Origin of the sequence: Micromonospora pisi (assembly GCF_003633685.1) — a bacterium.
Taxonomy (GTDB): domain Bacteria; phylum Actinomycetota; class Actinomycetes; order Mycobacteriales; family Micromonosporaceae; genus Micromonospora_G; species Micromonospora_G pisi.
On sequence record NZ_RBKT01000001.1, the window covers coordinates 5,966,180 to 5,990,830 of the forward strand.

The window sequence follows — 24,651 nt, forward strand, 5'->3', positions numbered from 1 at the left end:
GGATCACCCCCGGGTTCGGACCCCTCGGCCAGGTGCGTCCTTTCGTCGGCGTGGGAGACTGGACAGGCCATGACGAGCCTGCCCATGATCCAAATCAGTCCGGACGCGTCGAGCGCGGCCGGGAAGCCCGCGCGTGCGTCGATGCCGCCGCGCCACCTCGCCGATCTCGCCCTGCCTGACCGGCAGGCCTTGGTCGCGGAGCTGGGCGAGCCCGCCTTCCGTGCCCGGCAGGTCTCCACCCACTACTTCGGTCGGCTGGTACGCGACCCGGCGCAGATGACCGATCTGCCGGCCGCGACGCGTGATCGGATCACCGACGCGCTCCTGCCGACCCTGCTGACCCCGGTCCGTGAGTTGGCCTGCGACGACGGTGCCACCCGAAAGGCGCTGTGGCGGCTGCACGACGGCTCGATGGTCGAGAGCGTGCTGATGGGCTATCCCGACCGGGTCACCGTCTGCATCTCCAGTCAGGCCGGCTGCGGAATGGCCTGCCCCTTCTGCGCCACGGGTCAGGCGGGTCTGACCCGTAACCTCTCCACCGCCGAGATCGTCGACCAGGCGGTGTACCTCGCCGGGGTGGCCGCGTCCGGAGCGGTCGCGGGTTCACCGCCCCGGCTGTCGCACGTGGTCTTCATGGGCATGGGCGAACCGCTGGCGAACTACTCGCGGGTGATCGCGGCGATCCGTCGGCTCTGCGCACCCGCACCGGAGGGGCTCGGCCTCTCACAGCGACACATCACCGTCTCCACGGTCGGTCTGGTGCCGGCGATCCGCCGGCTCACCGGGGAGGACCTTTCGGTGACTCTTGCGTTGTCGTTGCACGCGCCCGATGATGATCTGCGCGATGAACTCGTTCCGGTCAACCAGCGGTGGAAGGTCGCCGAGGTTCTGGACGCGGCATGGGAGTACGCCGATCGCACGGGACGTCGCGTTTCCATCGAATACGCAATGATCAAAGATGTGAACGACCAGCCGTGGCGAGCCGACCTGCTGGGCCGGCTCCTGGCCGGACGGCTGACACATGTCAATCTCATTCCGCTCAACCCGACGCCGGGCAGCCGCTGGGATGCCAGCCCGAAGCCGGTAGAGCGGGAGTTCGTCCGACGGCTGCGGGAGGCTGGGGTGTCGACTACGGTCCGGGACACCCGCGGACGGGAGATCGACGGGGCATGTGGGCAGCTGGCCGCCGCCGAGGTGGCCACATGAGTGGACATAGCGGATGGGCCGGCTGCCGCACCGGGCTGCGTGATGAGCGATCGAAGCAGGAGACATAGTGGCGAGTCAGGGTCAGCGCTTCCGGCGTAAGGCGCTCAGGCGGGGCTACAAGGTCGACGAGGTGGACACCTTCCTGGATCGGGTCGAGTCCACGCTCGCCGGTTCCCCGGTTGGCGCGCCCGTCGCCTCGCAGGAAGTCCATGATGTCGTCTTCCGTGTTCGTTTCGGTGGGTACGACGAGTGGCAGGTTGACCTGCATCTCGACCGGGTAGAGCGACAGCTCGCCGAGCTGGAGGAGCGCGGCGGCGGCAGCCGGGGAGCGGACTCCCGTCTCCCCGCCCGGGCAGGTGCCCCGGACCGTATGGGTCCGCCGGATCACATGGGCCCCCCGGACCGTATGGGCCCCCCGGACCGTATGGGCCCCCCGGACCGTATGGGTCCGCCGGATCGCATGGGTCCGCCGGACCGTATGGGCCCTCCGGACCGTATGGGTCCGCCGGATCGCATGGGCCCTCCCGATCGGATGGGCCCCCCGGACCGTATGGGTCCGCCGGATCGGATGGGCCCCCCCGACCGGATGGGTCCGCCGATGCGCGATGACCGGGCGCTGCCGCCGGGTGCGCCGGCACTGCCGCAGCGGCCAATGCCCGCACAGGCAGGTCCACCGGACCCGTACGGCCGGTATGACGAGCCCACCGGCGTGTTCGGTGGCGGCGCCGGCGGCGGGTACGACGGACCCGGGCGCGGTGGTTACGACACTCCGCGTGGACCGGGCGGTCCGGGTGGACCCGGAGGCCCGGGCGGCCCCGGAGCGCCTGGCGCACCGGGAGGCCCCGGAGGACCTGGTGGCGTCCGTGGTCCCGCTGGTCCGGGTGGCGGATTCGGCCCCTCGCCCGAGGATCGCTTCGACGGTTTCGAGTCCGGCCGGCACGGCAAAATGGACATGACGGCAGAAATCCGGATGCCCGATCGCGACCTGCGTGGTCGTGGGCCGGGCCCGGGCCTCGGTGGCCCCCCGGCGGGTGGCCCTCCGGTCGCCGGCCCGCCGATGGGTGGCCCGCCGATGGGTGGCCCTCCGGTCGCCGGCCCGCCGATGGGTGGCCCGCCGGTCGGTGGTCCGCCGCCGATGCCGGGCGGCCCCGGGGGCGAGATCGCCCGCATCGACCACATGCGTCGGACGTTCCAGGTGCGTCGCTTCGGCAGCGGCTACGACCCCGACCAGGTCGACCGGTTGTTCGACGGCATCCTGGCGAGCATGTCCGGGCGCGGCCCGATGCCGGTCAACCCGGCCGAACTCGATCTGATGAAGTTCGGGCTGGTACCCGGCGGTTACTTCGAGGCAGAGGTCGAAGCCGCGCTCAAGGAAGTCCAGGACATCCTGCGCCGCCGCTGACCAGGACACGGATCAGGCCCGTCCCCGGCTGGGGGCGGGCCTGATCTTCGTTTGGGCGGTGCTTCGCCGCCGAGGTTTCCCGGTCGGCGACGATCAGGAGCGCAGGCCGTTGCGGCGCAGCACGGCGTCGCCGATGACGATCACCAGCAGTCCCACCGCGATGCCGATCAGCCAGATGTCCTCGGTGGCACCCTCGTGGTTGCCGATCAACATCAAGAGCAGCGCCACCGCGGAGATGATCGCGCCAATCCGGCCCGCCTTGCGGTGGCCCGGCTTGTGCTGATCGGGCGACGTTACCGGCTCGCTTCCTGCCACGTTCGGTCCTTCCCCTCACGTTCGGATCTCTGCTTCAGTCTGGCACGCCGGTCGGCGGCCCCGCCGCAGGGTCTCCAGCCTGGTCGCGACGACCGTACCGGGGGCCGCCGATGGGCAACCTGGCGTCGCGGGTCGGCCCCGGCGCACACTCCGGTAGCGTTTGGGCGTACGCCATGGTTTTCATGCTTGGAGGAGTGCACGGTGCGAGTGACCGGTACGGGACACGCCAGTATGCGGATCGACACGGCCGCAGGCAGCATCCTGTGCGATCCATGGGTGAATCCGGCCTACTTCGCTTCGTGGTTCCCTTTCCCGGACAATTCACAGCTCGACTGGGAGAACCTCGGCCAGGTCGACTACCTCTATGTCTCCCACCTGCACCGGGACCACTTCGACGCGGCGCACCTGAAGCGGTTCATCTCCAAGAAGGCGACCGTCCTGCTGCCCGAGTATCCGACCTCCGAGCTGGAAGACGAGCTGCGCGAGCTGGGCTTCACCAGCTTCCTGCGTACCACCAGCAACGAGGTGGTCGAGCTCGACGGCGGGCTCAAGGTGATGATCCAGGCGCTCACCAGCCCGACCGACGGGCCGATCGGTGACTCCTCCCTCTGGGTCGAGTACGACGGGGTGCGGCTGCTGAACCAGAACGACGCCCGCCCGACCGATCTCAGCGTCTTCGCCGAGCTCGGTCACGTACACGCGCACATGCTCCAGTTCTCCGGCGCCATCTGGTACCCGATGGTCTACGAGCTGCCCAACGCGGCCAAGACGGCGTTCGGCAAGCAGAAGCGCGACCGGCAGATGGACCGTACGGTCCGCTACATCGACGACCTGAAGGCGTCGTGGGTCTTCCCGATCGCCGGCCCGCCGTGCTTCCTCGACGACGACCTGTGGCAGTTCAACGACATCCACGGCGACGAGGGCAACATCTTCCCCGACCAGCAGGTCTTCATCGACCACTACGCCGGGCTCGGTTACGACAACGGGGTGATCCTGCTGCCCGGCAGTGTCTCCGAGGTCACCGCGGAGACCGTCGAGACCAGCCACCCGGTCCCGGACGTACGGGAGTTCTTCGCCCGCAAGGAAGAGCACCTGCGCGAGTACCAGGCCCGGCAGCGGCCGGTGATCGAGGCGGCCAAGGCGAGCTGGCGGCACCCCGAGGTGGACGTGCTCGCGGGCATGAAGCGCCGGATCGAGCCGCTGCTGGAGGAGTCGGTCTACCTGGCCAAGGGGGTCGGCGGCCCGGTCCGGTTCGACCTGGTCGGCTACGACGGCGAGTCGGTCGAGTCGATCGTGGTGGACTTCCCCGGCAAGGAGGTCCGGCCGTACGCCGACGAGAAGGTCCGCTACCGGTTCCGTACCGAGCGGGCGCTGATCGAGCAGTTGCTGCACAGCGAAGAGGTCGACTGGGTCAACTCCCTCTTCCTCTCCTGCCGCTTCTCGGCCGCCCGGATCGGCCAGTACAACGAGTTCGTCTACGCCTTCTTCAAGTGCCTCTCCGAGGAGCGCCTCCAGTACGCCGAGGGCTGGTACGCCGAGCAGCGTCCGGACGCCGAGGACGTCAAGCTCGGTGACTGGATCGTGCAGCGGCGGTGCCCGCACCTGAAGGCCGACCTGACCCGGTTCGGCATCATCGACGGCGACCAGCTCACCTGCCAGCTGCACGGCTGGCGCTTCGACCTGCCCAGCGGCCGCTGTCTGACCAGCGTCGGGCACGAGATCCGGGCCCACAAGGCCGGCGCCGACGCTCCGGTCGCCGCCGAATAGTCCCGCGCGTGCCCCGGCCGGGGTGCCCGCATCCCGGCCGGAGCTCAGCGCACGTTCCAGAGGCTTCCGTCGACCGGCACCCCGGGCAGTCCCGGGACCGGCGCGGTGGCGGAGGTGAGCAGCCGGATCTCCTCGTCCTCCTCGTCCAGCACCGCCCACTGGAGGCTGCCGTCGGGCAGGACCAGGCTGAAGACCGGCATGGGCTCGTCGTCGCCGTAGAGCACGTAGGTGTCGAACCGGGTGGCGAAGCGCCGGCAGAACTCGCGCCGGCCGACCCGGGCGACCAGCCACCCCGCGATGCCGAGGCTGAACCTCATCGCGAAGTGCCCCGGTACCTCGGCGTAGACGCAGAACGCCGGGAACAGCCGGTCCGCCGGGACGTTCCGCAGGTCGTCGACCAACCGGTCCTCGCGTCCCAGGTACAGCTCCCGTTCGTCGATCCCGAGGCAGTCCAGCAGGAACGCCCGGAACTCGGCCTCGGGGACGAACCGACCGGACAGCCCGTCGTACCCGTCGGCCCGGGGCTCCGTCACCGGCTCGCCCGCCGTCAGCGGCCGAGGTCGGCCAGGATGCGGCGGGCCGCGTTGTGCCCGGCCGCGCCGATCACACTGCCGGCCGGGTGGGTGCCGGCGCTGCCCGCGTACACGCCGTCGATGCCGGTGGCGTACGGCATCCGGTCGGTGAACGAGACCGTGTTGTCGACGTGGTGGATGTGTCCGCCGGTGATGCCGAAGTGCGCCTCGATGCCGGGCGGTGCCAGCGGTACGGCGTCGGCGACCAGGTCGGCGCAGCCGGGGGCGTACCGCTCGCAGATCGCCAGCAGCCGGTCGACGTAGGACGGCATCGCCTCGGCCCAGCTGGTGCCGGTCAGCTCGTACGGCACGGACTGCACGAAGAGCGCCGACGAGTGGTGCCCTTCCCGGTCGCGCAGGGACGGGTCGACGGTGGTGTGCAGGTACCACTCGATGGTCGGCTCCGCCGGCAGCCGGCCGGCCTGGACGTCGGCCCACATCGCCCGCAGCGCGGCCATCGGTGACTCGCCGGCCTCGCCGTCGATCAGGGACGCCGAGCCGGGCAGCAGATGGATGGTCGAGCCGAACGGGCTCGGTGCGTCCGCCGGCAGGCAGGAGAAGCGGGGCAGCCCGGTCAGCGCCAGGTTGAGCTTGAGCGTGGTGCCGGTACGGCGCGCCGCCGCCATCCGGGCGCCGAGCTCCGCCGGCAGCGCGCCCTCGGGGAGCAGATCGATCAGACGGTACGGGTCACAGGCGCCGAGTACGACCTCGGCGGCGATCTCCCGCCCGTCGGCCAGCGCCACCCCGCTGGCCGTACCACCGGCCAGGGTGACCGTGCTGACCGGCGTACCGGTGAAGATCCTGGCCCCGGCGGCGCGGGCGGCGTCGGCGAACGTCCGGGAGACGGTCCCCATGCCCCCCTCGGTGATCATCCAGGTGCCGTCCGCCCCGGGCAGCCGGCACATGTTGTGCACCAGGAAGTTGTGGCCGGTGCCCGGGTCGTCCGGGCCGGCGTTCAGGCCGGAGAGGCCGTCGGTGACGGCGTACATGGAGACCAGCAGTTCCGACCGGAACTCGAACCGGGCCAGGTAGTCGGCGACCGAGCCGGTGACCAGGTCGACGAAGGCGTCGCGCAGCGCCGGTCGGACGTACCGTTGCGCGGTCTGTTCGACCGGTAGCGGTTCGGCCAGCCAGGCCGGTGCCAGGTCGTCGCGGAGCGCGGCGAGTTCGGCCTGCATGGCGTCGTCGGCGGCCACGTCGGCGGCGGAGAAGACCGACGCCATCTGGGCCCGGGTCGCCTCCCGGTCGCTGCCGAAGAGGAGGTACGGCGAGCCGAGGCCGCCCGGGGTCGGCAGGAAGTAGTGCGGGTCGCGGCGCAGCACCGGGATCTTGACGTCCAGCAGGGCGATCAACTCCGGTGGCATCAGCCCCAGGAGGTACGACCCGGTCGAGTGGCGCAGTCCCGGTACCTTCGCGAACGGCTGTTCGGTGCGGGTCGCTCCACCGAGCGTCGCGGCGGCCTCCAGCACCACCACGTCGAGACCGGCACGAGCCAGCAACACGGCGGACACCAGGCCGTTGTGACCGGAGCCGATGATCACTACGTCCGCGCGCGTGGGCAACTCTGCACTCATGCCAGGGGAGCCTAGTGCGGTTCGGGCCCGTCGGGGAGGGTCCTAGGCTGAGGCCCGATCTTGATGCGGCAGGTCGCGCGGCACAACGAGGACGCGGAGGACGGCGATGTTCGGCTGGTGGGGCTCGGCGGTCGTACGGTTCCGCTGGGCGGTGCTCGGCGCCGGTCTGGCCCTGGTCGTCGTCGGGGCGACCTGGGGGACCGGTCTGCTCGGCTCGCTGACCGGCGGCGGCTTCGACGACCCGGCGAGCGAGTCCAGCCGGGCCCAGCAGCGGATCGTCGCCGAACTGGGGGAGCAGGGCGCAGACGTACTGGTGCTCTACTCCAGCGAGTCGACCACCGTGGACCAGCCGGCGGTGCGTGGCCCGGTCACCGCCACCCTGGAGCGGCTCCGGCAACGGCCCGAGGTGGCCGGCGTCGTCGACTGGTACCAGTCCGGGTCGCCGGCGCTGCTCTCCACCGACCGGCACGCCACCTACGCGCTGGTGCGGTTGCGGGCCGACGGCGACGACGGCAGGACGGCCGCGTACGAGCGGCTGCGGCCGGCACTGGAAGCCCCCGGGGTACGGACCCAGATCGGCGGCAACGTGCCGTTCCTGGTGACGGCGAACCAGCAGACCACCGAGGACATCACCCGGGCGGAGACGCTCTCCCTGCCGGTCCTGCTGGTGCTGCTGATCCTGATCTTCGGTGGGTTGGTCGCCGCCGCGACCCCGTTGCTGATCGGCGGGCTGGCGATCCTCGGAGCCTTTGTCGCCGTACGTCTGCTGCACCTGGTGACCGACGTGTCGGTCTTCGCGGTCAACATCATCACGCTGATCGGGCTCGGCATGGCGATCGACTACGCGCTCTTCGTGGTCAGCCGGTTCCGGGAGGAGCTGGCCGCCGGGCACGACCCGCACGACGCCATTCCCCGGGTGATGGCGACCGCTGGCCGTACCGTGCTGATCTCCGGGTTGACCATCGCGCTGGCGCTGGCCAGCCTGCTGATCTTCCCGCAGGTGTTCCTCCGCTCGATGGGGCTCGGCGGGGTGGCGGCGGTGCTGGTCGCCATGCTCGCCGCGCTGACCGTGCTGCCGGCACTGCTCGCCGTACTCGGACGCCGGATCAACGCGCTGCGGGTCCCGTTGCCCGGCGCGCGCCGACGGGCTGCCGCCCGGGCGGCAGCCACCACGAGCGGGGCCAGCGTGGCCGGTGGCGGGTGGGCGAGGCTCGCCCGGAGCGTGATGCGGCGACCGCTGCCCTACCTGGTCGGCGTGCTCGTGGTTCTGGCGGTGCTCGCCGCGCCGTTCCTCGGGATCAGGTTCGGCGGGTTCGACGAGCGGGTGTTGCCGGCCGACGCGCAGCCCCGGGTGGTGACGGAGAGGATCGGCGCGGAGTTCCCCGGCGGCAACGCCAACCCGATCTACGTCCTGGTTTCGGGGGCGCCGATCGCTTCGGCCCGGACCTTCGCCGACAGGGTCGGCCGGGTCGCCGGGGTGACCGGCGTCACGGTCGCCGGCAACCGGGGCGAGCACACCCTGCTCTCGGTCACGTACCAGGGGGAGCCGAACGACGAGACCGCGCAGCGGGCGGTCCGTGAACTGCGCGGGCTGCCCGGTCCGGCCGGTGCCGAGGTGCTGGTCGGTGGGCGGCCGGCGGTCGACGCCGACCTGCTGCACAGCCTGGGTACGCGGCTGCCCTGGATGGCGGCGATCATGGCGGCGGCCACGCTGGTACTGCTCTTCCTGGCCTTCGGGTCGGTGGTGCTGCCGATCAAGGCGGTGGTGATGAACCTGGTCTCGATCGGCGCCTCGTTCGGCGTGGTCGTCTGGATCTTCCAGGACGGGCACCTCGCCGACTGGCTGCATTTCACCCCGACCGGGTTCATCGAGCCGAGCAACCCGATCCTGATGCTGGCCGTACTCTTCGGGCTCGCCACCGACTACGAGGTCTTCCTGCTCTCCCGGGTACGGGAGGAGTGGGACCGGACCGGCGACAACACCGCCGCGGTCGCCACCGGGTTGCAGCACACCGGGCGGATCATCACGGCGGCGGCGTTGCTGCTGGTCGTGGTGGTGGCCGGCTTCGCCACCGGTGGCACGACCTTCATCAAGTTGATCGGCGTCGGCATGATCGTGGCGATCGTGGTGGACGCGACCCTGGTCCGGGCGCTGCTCGTACCGGCGACGATGCGCCTGCTCGGCCGCTGGAACTGGTGGGCACCGGCCCCGCTCGCCCGGCTCCACCGACGGTTCGGCCTGCGGGAGTCCGCCGAACAGGCGTGATCGTGGCTGGGTCGCACGGCGCCCGTGACCGGCTCGACGGGGACCTGATCGGCAGGTCACCGGCGGGGGGTGAGGCTCGGTGTCCGGTAGTCGGCATGGTTGCGGGAGAATGTCCGGGTGAGTGTTCCCCGTGACATCGTCCTGCTCGGCTCGACCGGGTCGATCGGCACCCAGGCGATCGACATCGCCCGGCGTAACCCGGACCGTTTCCGGGTGGTCGCCCTCGGCGCCGGCGGCGGCAACGTGGCGGAACTCGCCGCGCAGGCCCTGGAGTTCGGGGTCGAGGCGGTCGGGGTGGCCAAGGCGTCGGCCGCCCAGGACCTGCAACTCGCCTTCTACGCCGAGGCGGCCAAGCGGGGTTACCCGAGTGGCGGCTTCCGCATCCCCAAGATCCTCGCTGGCCCGTCGGCCATGGCCGAACTGGCCGAGTGGCCGGCCGAGGTGGTGCTCAACGGGGTGGTCGGCTCGCTCGGGCTGGCGCCCACCCTGGCGGCGCTGCGCGCGGGTCGTACGCTCGCCCTGGCGAACAAGGAGTCGCTGGTTGCCGGCGGCTCGATCGTGCGAGCCGCAATGCGACGGCCGGGGCAGATCGTGCCGGTGGACTCCGAGCACTCGGCGCTGGCCCAGTGCCTGCGCGCCGGGAGCCGGTCCGAGGTACGCCGGCTGGTGCTCACTGCCAGCGGTGGGCCGTTCCGGGGGCGGCGCCGCGACGAGCTGACCGAGGTCACACCGGAACAGGCACTGGCGCACCCGACCTGGAACATGGGGCCGGTGGTCACGATCAACAGCGCCACGCTGGTGAACAAGGCGCTGGAGGTGATCGAGGCGCACGAACTGTTCGACGTGCCGTACGCCGACATCGAGGTGATGGTGCACCCACAGTCGGTGATCCACTCGATGGTCGAGTTCGTCGACGGCTCCACCATCGCCCAGGCCAGCCCGCCGGACATGCGGCTGCCGATCGCGCTCGCCCTCGGCTGGCCGGACCGGGTGCCGGGAGCCGCCGCCGGGGTCGACTGGAGCGCGGCGCACCGCTGGGAGTTCGCGCCGCTGGATGACGGGGCCTTTCCCGCGGTCCAGCTCGCGAAGCAGGCCGGGTTGACCGGCCGGGGTCGGCCGGCAATCTACAACGCGGCCAACGAGGAGTGCGTGGCCGCGTTTGTGGCGGGTCGGCTACCGTTCCTCGGCATCGTCGACACGTTGGAGCGGGTCCTGGAGGCGGCTCCGGACCTGACCGAACCGGGTACCGTCGAGGAGGTGCTCGCGGCGGAGTCGTGGGCACGGGAACACGCTCGGAAGATCATCGAGATGTCGGTGAAGGGAGCTTGATGCTGTACCTGCTCGGGGTCGTGATCATTGCCCTGGGGATTCTCATCTCGGTGAGCCTGCACGAGGCCGGACACATGGTGACGGCCAAGCTCTTCGGTATGAAGGTCACCCGCTACTTCGTCGGCTTCGGTCCGACTGTCTGGTCCTTTCAGCGGGGTGAGACCGAGTACGGCCTCAAGGCGATCCCGCTCGGCGGTTTCTGCAAGATCGTCGGGATGACGCCACAGGACGACGACGTCGATCCGGCCGACGAGCCCCGGGCCATGTGGCGGTTCGCGGTCTGGAAGCGCACCATCGTGATGGCCTCCGGATCGATCACCCACTTCATGCTCGCGATCGTCGCCCTCTGGTTCGCGGCGATCTTCATGGGACTGCCCAACCCCAACTTCCCGCAGACCGAGGCGCAGGTCCGGCAGGAGCCCTCGGTGATCGCGCTGGCCGACTGTGTCGTGGTCGAGAACGTCCAGCGCGCGTGCACCCCGAACGATCCGCCGAGCCCGGCCGCGCAGGCGCAGCTCCGTACCGGTGACCGGATCACGGCAGTGAACGGCGCCCCGGTCTCCACCTGGGGCCAGGTGCTCGACGTCATCCGGCGTGCGCCGACCAACACCCCGGCGAGGATCGACTTCGTCCGCGACGGCAACCCGCAGCAGGTGCAGGTCCCGCTCGCCTCGGTGCAGCGCCCACCGCTCGGCGACCCGTCCGGCCCGGTCTCCCCGGTCGCCGCGCTCGGCGTCGGCGTCAGCATCCAGACCCCGGGCATGGTCAAGTACAGCGCGATCGGCGCGTTCGGCGCGACCGCCGACTACACCGGCGAGATGGCGGTCGGCACCGTGCAGGCACTCCAGCGGATCCCGGAGAAGATCCCCGCCCTCTGGACCGCGATCACCGGCGGTGAGCGGGACGCGGACACCCCGATCAGCGTGGTCGGCGCCAGCCGGCTCGGCGGCGAGGCGGTCGCCAACGACGCCTGGGAGATCCTGGTCCTGCTCTTCATCTCGCTGAACTTCTTCGTCGGCATCTTCAACCTGCTACCGCTGCTGCCGCTGGACGGCGGGCACATCGCGATCGCCTGGTTCGAGCGGGTCCGGACCTGGACTTTCTCGCGACTCGGGCGACCCGACCCGGGTCGCGTCGACTATCTCAAGCTGATGCCCGTAACGTATGTGGTGATCCTGATCGGTGGGGCGTTCACGCTGCTCACCGTCACCGCGGACGTGGTAAATCCGATCACGCTCTTCTCAAGGTGAGTGTCCTGTGACCGCTGTCAGTCTCGGTATGCCGGCCGTACCTCCGCCACCACTCGCACCCCGGCGCAACAGCCGGCAGATCATGGTCGGATCGGTGCCGGTCGGCGGTGGAGCGCCGGTCTCGGTGCAGTCGATGACCACCACCCTGACCGCCGACGTGAACGCGACCCTTCAGCAGATCGCCGAGCTGACCGCCTCCGGTTGCCAGATCGTCCGGGTCGCCGTGCCGTCCCAGGACGATGTGGAGGCGCTACCGGCGATCGCGAAGAAGTCCCAGATCCCGGTGATCGCCGACATCCACTTCCAGCCGAAGTACGTCTTCGCCGCGATCGACGCCGGCTGCGCGGCGGTCCGGGTGAACCCGGGCAACATCCGCCAGTTCGACGACAAGGTGGCCGAGATCGCCCGCGCCGCCGAGGCGGCCCGGGTGCCGATCCGGATCGGCGTCAACGCCGGTTCGTTGGACAAGCGACTGCTCAGCAAGTACGGCAAGGCCACCGCTGAGGCGCTGGTCGAGTCGGCGCTCTGGGAGTGCTCGCTCTTCGAGGAGCACGGCTTCCGGGACATCAAGATCTCGGTCAAGCACAACGACCCGGTGGTGATGATCCGCGCGTACCGGCAGCTCGCCGAGCAGTGCGACTATCCGCTGCACCTCGGCGTGACCGAGGCGGGTCCGGCGTTCCAGGGCACGATCAAGTCAGCCGTCGCGTTCGGTGCGCTGCTGGCCGAGGGGATCGGCGACACCATCCGGGTCTCGCTCTCCGCGCCGCCGGTCGAGGAAATCAAGGTCGGCAACCAGATCCTGGAGTCGCTGGGTCTTCGTGAGCGCGGCCTGGAGATCGTCTCCTGCCCGTCCTGCGGTCGGGCCCAGGTCGACGTCTACAAACTCGCCGAGGAGGTCACCGCCGGTCTGGAAGGGCTGCCGGTGCCGCTGCGGGTGGCCGTGATGGGCTGCGTCGTGAACGGACCGGGCGAGGCCCGGGAGGCGGACCTCGGCGTCGCGTCGGGCAACGGCAAGGGCCAGATCTTCGTACGCGGCCAGGTGGTCAAGACCGTGCCCGAGGCGCAGATCGTCGAAACCCTGATCGAAGAGGCGCTGCGGTTGGCCGACGAGATGGGAGCCGAGCTCCCTGAGGAGCTGCGGGACATGATCGTCGGTCCCACCGTCACCGTGCACTAGCTTTGCTCGGTTTGTCGGGCGGCGTCCCCGCTCTGGGCGGGCAGGCTTGATCCCGCCGAGGGCACGCCGCCCGACAAACTTCTGTGGCTGTCGGTTGTCCTGCCGACATCTGCCGTGTTACTCCGTCTCGGCGAGGATCGCGTAGAGCTTGCGCCGGGTCTCCTCGAGCACCTGGGCGGCGCGCTCGCGCTGCTCGTCGGTGCCGTTGACCATCACCTGCCGCAGCGCGTTCATCGCCTGGAAGCCGGCGTCGCGGATCTCCTGCCAACTGTTGATCGTGTCCTGGGCGAATTCCTCCCAGGGCGGTGTCTGTGCCGCCTCGGTCGCCTCCGCCTGGCCCGCCTCGGTGAGGCTGAACCGCTTGCGCCCGCCGCCGGTTTCGGCCGGGGTGGCGACGATCAGGCCCTCGTCCTCGAGTAGTTGCAGGGTCGGGTAGATCGACCCGGGGCTCGGGCGCCAGGCGCCGCCGGTGCGGGAATCGAGCTCCTGGATCATCTCGTAGCCGTGCATCGGCCGCTCGGTGAGCAGGGCCAGTACGGCGCCGCGTACGTTCGGCCGGCGTCCCCGTCCCCGGCCGCGTCCCCGGCCGTGACCGTGGGGTCCGTGGCCGCCGGGCGGCCCGAACGGCGGGAAGCCGAAGCCGCGCATCCGGGACTCTTCGTGCATCGCGTGCATCCTTCGGTGGAAGCTCATGTAACTCCTCCAGTGACTATCGCTGATGGCTTAACGATATATCGGCAATGCATCGCCGACAAGTCTCGGAAGCTTTGGGCTTCTCCACCTGACGTGACCCTGGCAATATCCGGGCGACAAACCGTACGCTCGTACGGTTAGGTGAAGGTCATGCCACTTCTGCCAGAACCCGGACCGGCCCGGATCCTCGCCATCTCCACCCTGGTGCAGACCGTCGGACGGGGCATCTGGTTGACCGCGAGCGCGCTCTTCCTCACCCGGTCGGTGGGGCTCAGCGTGACCCAGGTCGGTCTCGGCCTCACTGTGACCGCGCTGGTCAGCCTGATCGCCAGCGCGCCCATGGGCTACCTGGCCGACCGGTACGGCCCGCGCGGTGTCCAGCTGCTCGGCCTGCTCGCATCGGCCGGGTTCACCGGGGCGCTGATCGCGGTCCACTCGTTCCCGCAGTTCCTCGCGGTCGGTATCGCCACCGCACTGAGCGACGCCGCGTTCCGTGGCGCACGCGGCGCCATGATCGCCGGGGCGGTGCCGCCGGACCAGCGGGTGCGTACCCGGGCGTACCTGCGGGCCACCACCAACGTCGGCATCTCGATCGGCACGGTGCTGGGCGGTGTCGGTCTCGCCGCCGACACCCGGGCCGCGTACGTGACCCTGATCTGCGTCAACGCGGGCAGCCTGGCCGTCGCCGCCCTGGTCCTGATCCCGCTGGCGCCGATCCCGGTCGTGGCCGGACCCGGACACGGGCCACGCCTGATCGCGCTGCGCGACCGGCCGTTCCTCGCCTTCACCGTGCTGGATGGGCTGATGTCCATGCACTTCGGCCTGCTCAACATCGCGCTGCCGCTCTGGATCGCCCAACACACCGACGCACCACGCTGGCTCATCTCGGTGCTGCTGCTGGTGAACACCACGGTCATCGTGCTGTTCCAGGTACGCGCCTCACGCGGCACCGAACAGCTCACCGGAGCCGCCCGGGCCGCCCGTCGGGCCGGACTCGCCATCGGTGGCGCCTGCCTGCTCTACGCGGCCAGCGGCGGCGTACCGACCCCGGTGGCGGTCGGGTTGCTGGTGGCCGGCGCGCTGGTCCACGTGGTCGGCGAACTCTGGCACTCCGCCGCCGGCTGGGGCATCTCCTTCGGGCTGGCGCCGGCGCACGCCCAGGGGCAGTACCAGGGCGCCTACGGGATGGGTATGCAACTCGGCAGCATGCTGGCGCCGGTGCTGGTGACCAGCCTCGCGGTGGGCTGGGGCGCCCCGGGCTGGTTGGTGCTCGCCGTACTCTTCGCGCTGCTCGGCGCGGCGCAGCCACCGGTGGTCCGCTGGGCCGCCCGAACCCGCCCACTCACCCCCACCCCGCCCACTCCCGCCACCGCCTCGCGCTCCACCGCCACCCCGTCCGCCGGTTAGGAAGGGCCCCTTCCTCTACCAAATGCGATAACAGGGGGCCCTTCCTTCTCCCGGGGCGGGGGTGGACGTCGCCCGGCGCTGTTGGTCGCTCGTCTGGCACGCTGGTGGTGTGCTGATGGTTCCGGTGCGGCAACTCGGCGAAGCAGAGCGGGGCGAGGTCGAACGATTGCTCGACCTCGAGCCGTACGCGGCCGCCCAGGTGGCCGAGCGGATCGCTGCCCATGGTCTCTCCTGGTGGCGGGCGGACGGGCGGGTCTACGGCTACGGGGCCGAGCGCGACATCGAGTCGCTCTGCTGGGTCGGCGGCCAGCTCACTCCCGTACGCGCCACCGCATCGGCGATCACGGCCTTCGCTGAGCTGCTCGCCGCCGAGGACCGGTTCTGCTCCTCTATCGTCGGGCGGGCCGACGAGGTGCTCGGCCTCTGGGACCAGCTCTCCGCGCACTGGGGACCGGCCCGGGACGTACGCCCGAACCAGCCGTTGCTGGCGACCGGGGCGACCCCGGCCATCGCGCCCGACCCGCACGTGCGTCCGGTCCGGCCGGGCGAGGTGGACCTGCTCTTTCCGGCGGCGGTGGCGATGTACACCGAGGAAGTGGGCGTCTCGCCGCTGGCGGAGGATGGCGGTCGCAGCTACCGGCGCCGGGTGGCCGACCTGGTCCGGTCGCGGCGGGCGTACGCCCGCGTCGTCGACGGTCAGGTGGTCTTCAAGGCCGAACTCGCGGTCGTGACCCGGCGTACCGCGCAGATCCAGGGCGTCTGGGTGGCGCCCGCCTGGCGCGGGCGGGGGATCGCCGCCGCGGCCATGGCCGCTGTGGTCTCGGACGCGCTGACCCGGGTCGCCCCGACCGTCAGCCTGTACGTCAACGACTACAACGTGCCGGCCCGCCGGGTGTACGAGCGCTGCGGCTTCCGTCCGGTCGGTACCTTCGCCACCATCCTGTTCTGAGCCGTCGTCCTGTTCTGGGCCGTTGCCCTGTTCTGAGCGACCGTCCGGGTCCGGCCACCATTGCGGTCCCGGCCGCGTACGGGGCCGGCTCGGTCGTTCACGTGCCGATCCCGTTCGCCATCGGCTGATGCTGGCAAAGCAGCTCCAAAGACTGCTTACTTCCGCCAAGCTGACAAGCAGGGCAAATGTGAATCCGCTGCCACGGTGGTGGGTCGGCGGGGTCGGCTAGGCCAGGAGGTAGACGTGTCAACGAGACTTCGTGCCGCCGTGCGCGTGACCAGCGCGCTGCTCGTGGCCGGGCTCGCCGTCGCCGGCTGCGGCGGCGGCGACGACAAGGACGGCGGGAGCGGCACCGCGACCGGCAACGCGAACGTCAACGACGGCTTCAAAATCGGCCTGCTGCTGCCCGAGTCGAAGACCACCCGGTACGAGACCTTCGACCGGCCGCTGATCCAGGCCAAGCTCGGCGAACTCTGCCCCAAGTGCCAGGTGCTCTACCAGAACGCCGACCAGGATCCGGCCAAGCAGCAGTCACAGGCCGAGGCGATGCTGACCCAGGGCATCAAGGTGATGATCCTCGACCCGGTCGACGCCAAGGCGGCCGGCGCGATCGTGAACAACGCCCAGGCGCAGAAGGTGCCGGTGGTGTCGTACGACCGGCTCGCCTCCGGGCCGGTCAGCTTCTACGTCTCCTTCGACAACCGCCGGGTCGGGATGGTGCAGGGGCAGGCGCTGCTGGACCAGTTGAGTGCGAACGGGCAGGACCCGAAACGCGGCGACATCGTCATGATCAACGGTTCGCCGACCGACCCGAACGCCGCCGACTTCAAGGCCGGGGCCCATTCCGTACTGGACGGAAAGGTCAACATCGGCAACGAGTTCGACACCCCGGACTGGTCCCCGGACCGGGCTCAGCAGGAGATGGACCAGGCGATCACCGCGATCGGACGGGACCGGGTGATCGGGGTCTACGCGGCGAACGACGGCATGGCCGGTGGTGCCATCGCCTCCATGAAGGGTGCCGGATTCGGTACGCCGTTGCCGCCGGTCACCGGACAGGACGCGGAACTCGCCGGGGTCCAGCGAATCGTCTCCGGTGACCAGTTCATGACCGTGTTCAAGTCGATCAAACCCGAGGCGGACGTCGCCGGCCAGATGGCGATCGACGCGGCGACCGGGAAGGACTTCACCGCCCAGTCGACCACCATGCGCAACAACGGGACCAAGGACGTCGCCTCGGTGCTGCTGGAACCGGTTGCGGTGACCAAGAGCAACATCAAGGACACGGTGATCAAGGACGGGTTCTACACCGCGGCGCAGATCTGCACCGGCGCGTTCGCCCAGCCCTGCGCGGCCGCCGGAATCTCCTGACCGGCCGGGCGGCCAGCATGATCGTCCGGGATCACCTCGTGATCGCCGCCGGGCGGTCGCCGGTGCCGGGTCGCCGGATCGCCACGGACAACTCCTGATTTTCGCAGGCGTCTCCTGATCTGAAACGGGGTGAGGGCGGTGGCCGACACACCGGTGCTCGCCATGTCGGGCATCTCCAAGCGGTTCGGCGCGGTGGAAGCGCTCGCCGACGTCGGGCTCGATGTCTACCCCGGCGAGGTGGTCGCGCTGGTCGGCGACAACGGCGCCGGTAAGTCGACGCTGATCAAGGTGATCGCTGGCGTCAATCCCGCCGACAGCGGGGAGATTCGCTGGCAGGGCAGGCCGGTGCAGATCACCAAGCCGGCCGACGCCACCGGGCTCGGCATCGCCACCGTCTACCAGGACCTCGCCCTCTGCGACAACCTCGACGTCGTGGCCAACCTGTACCTCGGCCGCGAACTGACCCGGAGCCTGGTGATCGACGAGATTGCGATGGAACGGCGGGCCAGGGAACTGCTGGTCAGCCTCTCGGTGAAGATCCCCTCCGTGCGGCTGCCGGCCGCCGGGCTCTCCGGTGGTCAGCGGCAGTCCGTCGCCATCGCCCGCTCGCTGCTCGGCGACCCGAAGCTGGTGCTGCTCGACGAGCCCACGGCCGCGCTCGGGGTGGCCCAGACCGCCGAGGTGCTGGACCTGATCGAACGGCTCAAGCAACGGGGTCTCGGCGTACTCCTGATCAGCCACAACCTGGCCGACGTCAAGGCGGTCGCGGACCGGGTGGTGGTGCTGCGGCTCGGTCGCAACGCCGGGATCTTCGACCAGCGGCGGACCAGCCAGGAGGAGATCGTCCAGGCCATCACCGGTGCGCTCGACAACGCGGTGACCCGGCGCCGGGCCCGCTCGGCGGCGACCGGCGGCGGTGGGCTGGCCGGCGCGCCGGAACCCGGCGCCACGGCGACCGGCGCCACCGAGCCCGGCTCGACTCCGGCTGGTTCCACCGGGCCCGGCTCGCCCGCGTCTGGTTCCGGGCCGGGTGGCACGGGCGGGCCGGCTGGCACGGGCGGGCCGGCTGGCACGGACGGCGGGGCCGACTCCCCCAAACCGGAGGAGCGGACGTGACACGGCGGGAGGTCTCGGCATGAGTACGGCGACCACGAGCCCGGAGCCGCCCGCTGGGGACGGCCTCCAACACCCGGCCGACCAGGGGGCGTCCGGACCGCTGGACGTGATCCGGCGCCGGTTGCGCGGTGGCGAACTCGGTGCCTGGCCGGTGGTGATCGGCCTGATCGTCATCTGGGCGGTCTTCCAGTCGCTCAACGACGCCTTCCTCAGCCCGCAGAACCTGTCCAACCTCGCGTTGCAGATCGCCGCCACCGGCACGATCAGCGTCGGTATCGTGCTGGTCCTGCTGCTCGGCGAGATCGACCTGTCGGTCGGCTCGGTGGCCGGCGTGGCCGCCGCGCTGCTGGCCGTACTGAGTGTGCGCAACAGTTGGGGCGATGTGGCGGCGATCATCGTCGCCGTACTGTTCGGCATCCTGATCGGCATCTTCCAGGGCAGCATCTTCGCCCGGCTCGGCGTACCGGCGTTCATCGTCACCCTGGCCGGAAACATCGGCTGGCAGGGTTTGCAGCTCTACCTGCTCAGCCCGGAGGGGACGATCAACCTTCCGTACACGGGTCTGATCGGCGGACTGACCCACACCAACCTGGACGAGATCTCGGGCTGGGTGATCGGCGCGGTCGCGGTGACCGTCTACGCCGCGGCGGTGCTGGTGGACACCCGGCGCCGGATCAAGGCCGGACTCCCGACCCGGGGTGTGCTGGCCTCGCTGCTGCGGGTGCTCGGGCTGGCGGTGCTGATCTTCGCCGCGGTCGGCGTACTCAATGCCTGGCAGGGCGTACCCGTGGCGTTGTTGATCTTCGTTGGTCTGGTGATCCTGGTCGACCTGGTGCTCCGCCGGACCCGGTACGGCCGGAGCATCTTCGCCGTCGGCGGCAACGTCGAGGCGGCGCGCCGGGCCGGCATCAACGTCTCGCTGATCCGGATCTCGGTCTTCGCCCTCTCCTCCGCCTTCGCCGCTTTCGGCGGAGTGCTGACCGCCTCGCGCGGGTTCTCCGCCGGCCAGTCCACCGGGGCCGCCGACACCCTGCTCATCGCGATCGCCGCCGCCGTCATCGGCGGGGTGAGCCTCTTCGGGGGCCGGGGCTCGACCTACGGCGCGCTGCTCGGCAGCCTGGTGCTCGGGTCGATCACCTCGGGCATGTTCCTGCTCCAGCTCAACTCGTCGGTACGTTTCATGATCACTGCCGGGGTGCTGCTGGCCGCGGTCATCCTCGACTCCCTCTCCCGCCGGGGTCGCCGGACCACCGGCCGAGGCTGAGCACCGCCGAAGGTGTTTGGAAGGGCCCCTTCCTCTACGGAATCCGATAACAAGGGGCCCTTCCTTACCTCCCGGAGGGGGGTGGTGGCGGGGGTGGGGCGGCGCTGCTGGAACTGGCCGCCAGCGTGCTGGTGATCAACCAGAGCGCGATCACCCCGAGCAGCGCCCGCTCGACCACCCCGACCAGTGTCGACCGGCCGACAGTCAGCATCGCCACCCCGATCGTCGCGGAGAGCGGGAGAGCCAGCGCCACCCCGACCAGGCCGAGTCGGCGCAGCAGCGGTGACACCTCGGCGGACCAGGCCACCATCAGCATGGCGAAGACCACGCACGCGACCGCCGCGATGCTGGCGCTGCCGTGCACCAGGCCGGCGGCGGTGGTCGGTTCGAACGGCGGGAGCGGACAACCGGCGCTGCACGGGACCGAGGCGGACAGGCCCGTACCGGCGGCGCCCGCGGCGAGCAGCCCGGCCGCCGGACGCAGCACCTGGACCAGTGCGGTGGCGAAGAGGAGCAGGGCGACGGCCACCCCGAGAACCCCGAGCCGGTACGCGGTGACGTACCCGCTGGCGCCCACGCCGGCCTCGCTGACGTACCCGGTCAGGGCGGAGGTGGGGCCGACGACGACGGCGAGGGTCACGGTGACCGTGCCCGCCAGCACGCAGGCCGCGGCGCCGCGCGCGACCATGGTCCGGCGCATGGGAACAAACTATCCCCGGCGTCCCGGCCGCCGCCGGTGAGCCCGACAGTGGATCGTTATGCTGCCCGGCGTGACAGTGGCATATCTCGTTTCCGGTGTCCGTACCCCGATCGGCCGGTACGCCGGCGCACTCGCCGGGGTACGCCCGGACGACCTCGCGGCGCACGTGATCCGGGAACTCGTGGCCCGTCACCCGGACGTCGACTGGACGGCGGTGGACGACGTGGTGCTTGGCTGCGCCAACCAGGCCGGCGAGGACAACCGCAACGTGGCCCGGATGGCGACCCTGCTCGCCGGTCTCCCGGAAAGCGTGCCCGGCACCACGGTCAACCGCCTCTGCGGATCGGGCCTCGACGCGATCGGGATCGCCGCCCGCGCCGTCATCGCCGGTGAGGCAGACCTCGTGCTGGCCGGCGGGGTGGAGAGCATGAGCCGCGCCCCGTTCGTGCAGCCGAAGGCGACCACCCCCTACTCCCGCGCGGCCGAGATCTACGACACCACCCTGGGCTGGCGCTTCGTCAACCCGCTGATGCAGCGCGGCTGGGGCACCGACGCGATGCCGGAGACGGCCGAGAACGTGGCCGCCGAGTACGGCGTCGACCGGGCGGCACAGGACGCGTTCGCCCTCCGGTCCCAGCAGCGGGCCGCCCGCGCGCAGGCCAGTGGCCGGTTGGCCGAGGAGATCGTGCCGATCGAGGTTCCGGCCGGTCGTCGGGAGACCCGGCTGGTCACGCTCGACGAGCACCCACGGGAGACGACGATCGAGCGGCTCGCGGCACTGCCGACGCCGTTCCGGGACGGCGGCACGGTGACCGCCGGCAACTCCTCCGGGGTCAACGACGGTGCCGCGGCGGTGTTGGTCGCCAGCGCCGAGGCGGTCCGGCGGTACGGGCTGACCCCGCTGGCCCGGATCACCGGATCGGCGGCCGTCGGGGTGCCGCCCCGGGTGATGGGGATCGGTCCGGTGCCGGCCACCAGGCGGCTGCTCGACCGGCTCGGCCTCACCCTGGGCGAGGTCGACGTGGTCGAACTGAACGAGGCGTTCGCCGCCCAGGCGGTGGCGGTCCTGCGGGAACTGGGGCTGCCGGAGGACGCCGAGCACGTCAACCCGAACGGTGGGGCGATCGCGCTCGGGCACCCGCTCGGTGCCAGCGGTGCCCGGCTGGCGTTGACCGCCGCGCTGGAACTGCGACACCGGGGAGCACGGCGGGCGCTCTGCGCGATGTGCATCGGGGTCGGTCAGGGAATCGCGCTGATGCTCGAGGCGGCGGACCAGCCACCAAGGGGCTGAGCGTCGCGGTGGACCGGCACCGAAGGGCTGAGCGTACGGACTTTTGGTGGGGCCACGGGCGGCCCGTCCACGCGTATGCTCGATGGCTCCACGGGCCGGTCGGGGACCGGCGGAACGAGCTGAGGCGGACCATGCAACTGCCTGACGAACTTCGCCCGGAGGTAGATCCGTCCACTGGGGACGCCGAGCCGGCGCTTGCCGGCGACCGGGTGGACCACCCGGAACAGCTCGGCGGGTAGCGGTGCCGGCCCCCGTCCCACCGACCAGCGGCGAGGAGTTCAGCCGGGCCGGTGTGCAGCGGTACGCACAGCAGTGGGCCGCCGCGATGGCCCGTCTCGGCTTCGTGCCGATGAGTGGCGCCGAGACCGAGCGGCTGCTCGCCGTACACGCGGTGCGCCTGGCGCAGGCGTTGCTCGCCGAGCCGTTCAGCGCCGACCCGGCCGACGACGTGGGCCGGGAACTGGTCGGTGCGCACCTCACCGACCCGGCCATGCTTGACTGGTCGGTCCGCGCCCTCGGCGCCGGGTTCGCCAACGCGGTCCTGCCCGAGCAGCCCGATTCACCGGCGGTACGGCACCGGATCGCCCGGTTGCAGGGCGGCCTGGCGGCCGGCTTCGCGCGGGCGCTGCGCGAGCTGACCTTCAGCCAGCAGGAGCGGATCAGCCGGTCGGCCTGGCAGGCACGGGACGAGACCGAGCAGGCGTTGCGGGACAGTGAGGCGCGGTTCCGGGCGGTTTTCTCCGGCGCCGCGCTCGGCATCGGCATCGCCGACACCAGCGGCCGGATCATCGACCTCAACCAGGTCTTCGCCGAGATGCTCGGTTACGCCGTCACCGAGCTGCGTGACCGGCAGGTGACCGAGTTCTGCCACCCGGAGGACGTCGGGCCGTTGGCCGAGCTCTACCAGGAGCTGGTTGAGGGCAAGCGGGAGGCGGCCCGGGTCGAGAAGCGCTACCGCCGCAAGGACGGCAGCGTCGTCTGGACCGACCTGGCGCTCTCCCTCATCCGGCACGACGACGGCCGGCCCAGGTTCGTCGTGGCCATGGTCGAGGACATCACCCAACGGTACGAGCTCCAGCAGCGGCTGCGCTTCCAGGCGCTGCACGACCCGCTGACCGGGCTGCCGAACCGTACCCTCTTCTTCGATCGACTGGCGGCGGTCTTCGCCGACGGCAAACCGACCGACCGGGTCGGCCTCTGCTTCCTCGACCTCGACGGCTTCAAGGCGATCAACGACAGTCTCGGACACGACCTCGGCGACCGGCTGCTGGTGGTGGTGGCGCAACGGTTGGCCGCGTCGGTCTCCGCCCGGGGTCACCTGGTGGCCCGGATGGGTGGCGACGAGTTCGTCATCCTGGTTGAGCGCAGCGATGGCCCGGACGAGGTGGTCGACGTGGCGAAGGCGGCGCTGTCCACCGTGGCCGAGCCGGTGCAGGTGGGGGACCAGCAGCTCGAGGTCTCGGCGAGCATCGGCCTGGTCGAGGGGCCGCTCGCCGACACCTGCCCGACCGATTTGATGAAGGCCGCCGACGCCACCCTCTACTGGGCCAAGGCGGACGGCCGGGGGCGGTGGGCGGTGTACGACGCCGAGCGGGGTGCCCGGGACAACGCCCGCGCGGGGCTCGCCGCGGTGTTGCCGGCCGCCCTGGAGCGTGGCGAGTTCACCGTGGACTACCAGCCGATCGTGGCGTTGACCGACGGCTCGTTGCGCGCGGTCGAGGCGCTGGTCCGATGGCGGCATCCGGAGCTGGGACTGCTCGGCCCGGACCAGTTCATCGGGCTGGCCGAGGAGACCGGTCTGATCATCCGGCTCGGCCGGTGGGTGCTGCACCAGGCGTGCGCGTACGGCAGTCGCTGGCGGCGCGAGTTCCCCGACACCCGACTCGTGGTCAGCGTCAACCTGGCCGTACGGCAGGCGAACGACCCGGGTGTGGTCGACATGGTCGCCGAGGTGCTGCGGGACACCGGGTTCCCGGCCGAACTGCTCCAACTCGAAATCACCGAGAGCGCGGTCATGGCCACCGGCGGCGAGCCGGTACGTTCGCTGCGCCGACTCGCCGCGCTCGGCGTACGCCTCGCCATCGACGACTTCGGCACCGGCTACTCGAACCTGGCGTACCTGCGGCGGCTGCCGATCCACTCGCTCAAGCTCGCCGCCCCGTTCGTCGAGGGGATCCGGTCCGGTGACGCGCTCGCCCTGGTCGACGAGCGGATCGTGGACGCACTGGTCCGGCTGGCGCACGCGCTGGGCCTGTCGGTGACAGCGGAGGCGGTGGAGACGGCCAGGCAGGCCGACCGGTTGCGGGCGCTGAACTGCGACACCGGGCAGGGGCTCTTCTACGGTGCGCCGGTGGCGGCCGAGGGCATCACCGCGCGGCTACGCGAAACCGCCCCGGGTAGGGCAGGCTGACCGGGTGGATCTGATGGACACCGATTCCCTCGTCACCCTCGTCGCCGGGCTGCTCATCGTCGCCGGCATCGTCGGCGTGCTCATGCCGGTGCTCCCGGCCCTTCCGCTCTGCTGGGGCGGGGTGCTGCTCTGGGCGATCTTCGACGACGCCGGCTTGGGCAGGTGGGTGGTGCTCGGGATCGCCACCGCGTTGACCCTGATCGGCACCGTGATCAAGTACGCCTGGCCGGGCCGGAACCTGAAACGGACCGGGGTGCCGAACAGCACTCTGCTCGCCGGTGGCGTACTCGGCCTGGTGGGGTTCTTCGTGGTGCCGGTGGTGGGCCTGATCGGCGGGTTCGTACTCGGGGTGTGGCTGGCCGAGCGGTTGCGCCTGGGCGATTCGCGGCTCGCCTGGCCGTCCACCAAGGACGCGCTCAAGGCGGCCGGCCTGGCCATGCTGGTCGAACTCGGCGTCGGTCTCGCCATCGCCCTGACCTGGGTGATCGGTCTGGCGGTCGTCTGACGTCCCGCTGTCGCGGGCAGGCGAGCCGGACCCCGGGTGGCGTTCGGGGCGGCACGGTGATGGTGGGTGCGACGACGCGGGACG

The 24,651-nt window shown here is 71.0% G+C and carries 19 protein-coding genes and 1 pseudogene; 15 read left to right on the forward strand and 5 right to left on the reverse strand.

Going from position 1 to position 24,651, the window contains the following annotated elements; all coding sequences use genetic code 11:
* Nucleotides 1-84: 84 nt before the first annotated feature.
* Complete coding sequence (gene rlmN / locus BDK92_RS25585) at nucleotides 85-1,206, forward strand: dual-specificity RNA methyltransferase RlmN (protein ID WP_425462257.1); 1,122 nt, start codon at nucleotides 85-87, stop codon at nucleotides 1,204-1,206.
* Between the two features lie 67 nt (nucleotides 1,207-1,273).
* Nucleotides 1,274-2,608 (forward strand): DivIVA domain-containing protein, encoded by a 1,335-nt coding sequence (locus BDK92_RS25590; RefSeq protein WP_121158996.1) that lies wholly within the window; start codon nucleotides 1,274-1,276, stop codon nucleotides 2,606-2,608.
* A gap of 93 nt (nucleotides 2,609-2,701) precedes the next feature.
* Here the strand turns inward: BDK92_RS25590 and BDK92_RS25595 are convergent, their stop codons facing one another.
* Entirely contained in the window at nucleotides 2,702-2,923 is a 222-nt protein-coding gene (locus BDK92_RS25595; RefSeq protein ID WP_121158997.1) for a DUF2631 domain-containing protein, read from the reverse strand.
* Between the two features lie 201 nt (nucleotides 2,924-3,124).
* Here BDK92_RS25595 and BDK92_RS25600 point away from each other — a divergent pair, with 201 nt between their 5' ends.
* On the forward strand, nucleotides 3,125-4,690 hold the full coding sequence (locus tag BDK92_RS25600; protein ID WP_121162570.1) for a Rieske 2Fe-2S domain-containing protein: 1,566 nt from the start codon (nucleotides 3,125-3,127) through the stop codon (nucleotides 4,688-4,690).
* Nucleotides 4,691-4,734: 44 nt separating this feature from the next.
* On the opposite strand, the gene BDK92_RS25605 is transcribed toward BDK92_RS25600, so the two are convergent.
* Nucleotides 4,735-5,223 carry a hypothetical protein gene (locus BDK92_RS25605; RefSeq protein WP_121158998.1) on the reverse strand — a complete coding sequence of 163 codons (489 nt, stop codon included), beginning with the start codon at nucleotides 5,221-5,223 and terminating at the stop codon, nucleotides 4,735-4,737.
* 14 nt (nucleotides 5,224-5,237) lie between these two features.
* Nucleotides 5,238-6,836 (reverse strand): phytoene desaturase family protein, encoded by a 1,599-nt coding sequence (locus BDK92_RS25610; RefSeq protein ID WP_121158999.1) that lies wholly within the window; start codon nucleotides 6,834-6,836, stop codon nucleotides 5,238-5,240.
* A gap of 106 nt (nucleotides 6,837-6,942) precedes the next feature.
* On the opposite strand from BDK92_RS25610, the gene BDK92_RS25615 reads away from it, so the two are divergent.
* The 4 genes from BDK92_RS25615 (at nucleotide 6,943) to ispG (ending at nucleotide 12,861) form a co-directional block, all read left to right on the forward strand.
* Nucleotides 6,943-9,102 carry an MMPL family transporter gene (locus BDK92_RS25615; protein WP_121159000.1) on the forward strand — a complete coding sequence of 720 codons (2,160 nt, stop codon included), beginning with the start codon at nucleotides 6,943-6,945 and terminating at the stop codon, nucleotides 9,100-9,102.
* Between the two features lie 117 nt (nucleotides 9,103-9,219).
* On the forward strand, nucleotides 9,220-10,431 hold the full coding sequence (gene dxr, locus BDK92_RS25620) for a 1-deoxy-D-xylulose-5-phosphate reductoisomerase (protein ID WP_121159001.1): 1,212 nt from the start codon (nucleotides 9,220-9,222) through the stop codon (nucleotides 10,429-10,431).
* The gene (locus BDK92_RS25625; protein WP_121159002.1) at nucleotides 10,431-11,681 is read left to right on the forward strand and encodes a M50 family metallopeptidase; all 1,251 of its coding nucleotides are present in this window, start codon (nucleotides 10,431-10,433) and stop codon (nucleotides 11,679-11,681) included. Before dxr ends, BDK92_RS25625 begins: the two co-directional genes overlap by 1 nt.
* A 7-nt stretch (nucleotides 11,682-11,688) precedes the next feature.
* Complete coding sequence (gene ispG, locus BDK92_RS25630; protein ID WP_121159003.1) at nucleotides 11,689-12,861, forward strand: flavodoxin-dependent (E)-4-hydroxy-3-methylbut-2-enyl-diphosphate synthase; 1,173 nt, start codon at nucleotides 11,689-11,691, stop codon at nucleotides 12,859-12,861.
* Nucleotides 12,862-12,978: 117 nt separating this feature from the next.
* Here the strand turns inward: ispG and BDK92_RS25635 are convergent, their stop codons facing one another.
* Entirely contained in the window at nucleotides 12,979-13,554 is a 576-nt protein-coding gene (locus tag BDK92_RS25635; protein ID WP_121159004.1) for a PadR family transcriptional regulator, read from the reverse strand.
* A gap of 150 nt (nucleotides 13,555-13,704) precedes the next feature.
* Between BDK92_RS25635 and BDK92_RS25640 the strand changes: the two genes are divergently transcribed.
* From BDK92_RS25640 to BDK92_RS25660, 5 genes and pseudogenes are all read left to right on the forward strand, one after another.
* Nucleotides 13,705-14,961 (forward strand): MFS transporter, encoded by a 1,257-nt coding sequence (locus tag BDK92_RS25640; RefSeq protein ID WP_121162571.1) that lies wholly within the window; start codon nucleotides 13,705-13,707, stop codon nucleotides 14,959-14,961.
* A gap of 109 nt (nucleotides 14,962-15,070) precedes the next feature.
* A complete protein-coding gene (locus BDK92_RS25645; RefSeq protein WP_121162572.1) occupies nucleotides 15,071-15,910 on the forward strand; it encodes a GNAT family N-acetyltransferase in 840 nt (279 codons plus the stop codon).
* A gap of 243 nt (nucleotides 15,911-16,153) precedes the next feature.
* On the forward strand, nucleotides 16,154-17,281 hold the full coding sequence (locus BDK92_RS25650) for a sugar ABC transporter substrate-binding protein (protein WP_246017240.1): 1,128 nt from the start codon (nucleotides 16,154-16,156) through the stop codon (nucleotides 17,279-17,281).
* A gap of 138 nt (nucleotides 17,282-17,419) precedes the next feature.
* Nucleotides 17,420-18,250 (forward strand): annotated as a pseudogene (locus BDK92_RS25655) (ATP-binding cassette domain-containing protein); the annotation flags it as partial.
* A gap of 166 nt (nucleotides 18,251-18,416) precedes the next feature.
* Nucleotides 18,417-19,661: a sugar ABC transporter permease gene (locus BDK92_RS25660; protein WP_121159006.1), complete on the forward strand. Its 1,245-nt coding sequence runs from the start codon at nucleotides 18,417-18,419 to the stop codon at nucleotides 19,659-19,661.
* A gap of 64 nt (nucleotides 19,662-19,725) precedes the next feature.
* Here BDK92_RS25660 and BDK92_RS25665 read toward each other — a convergent pair whose 3' ends face one another.
* Nucleotides 19,726-20,361: a DUF998 domain-containing protein gene (locus BDK92_RS25665; RefSeq protein WP_121159007.1), complete on the reverse strand. Its 636-nt coding sequence runs from the start codon at nucleotides 20,359-20,361 to the stop codon at nucleotides 19,726-19,728.
* Nucleotides 20,362-20,431: 70 nt separating this feature from the next.
* Between BDK92_RS25665 and pcaF the strand changes: the two genes are divergently transcribed.
* From pcaF to BDK92_RS25680, 3 genes are all read left to right on the forward strand, one after another.
* Nucleotides 20,432-21,652 (forward strand): 3-oxoadipyl-CoA thiolase, encoded by a 1,221-nt coding sequence (pcaF, locus tag BDK92_RS25670; RefSeq protein WP_121162573.1) that lies wholly within the window; start codon nucleotides 20,432-20,434, stop codon nucleotides 21,650-21,652.
* Nucleotides 21,653-21,893: 241 nt separating this feature from the next.
* Entirely contained in the window at nucleotides 21,894-24,062 is a 2,169-nt protein-coding gene (locus tag BDK92_RS25675; protein WP_246017242.1) for a putative bifunctional diguanylate cyclase/phosphodiesterase, read from the forward strand.
* Between the two features lie 13 nt (nucleotides 24,063-24,075).
* A complete protein-coding gene (locus BDK92_RS25680) occupies nucleotides 24,076-24,567 on the forward strand; it encodes a DUF456 domain-containing protein (protein WP_425462258.1) in 492 nt (163 codons plus the stop codon).
* The last annotated feature ends 84 nt before the right edge of the window (nucleotides 24,568-24,651 follow it).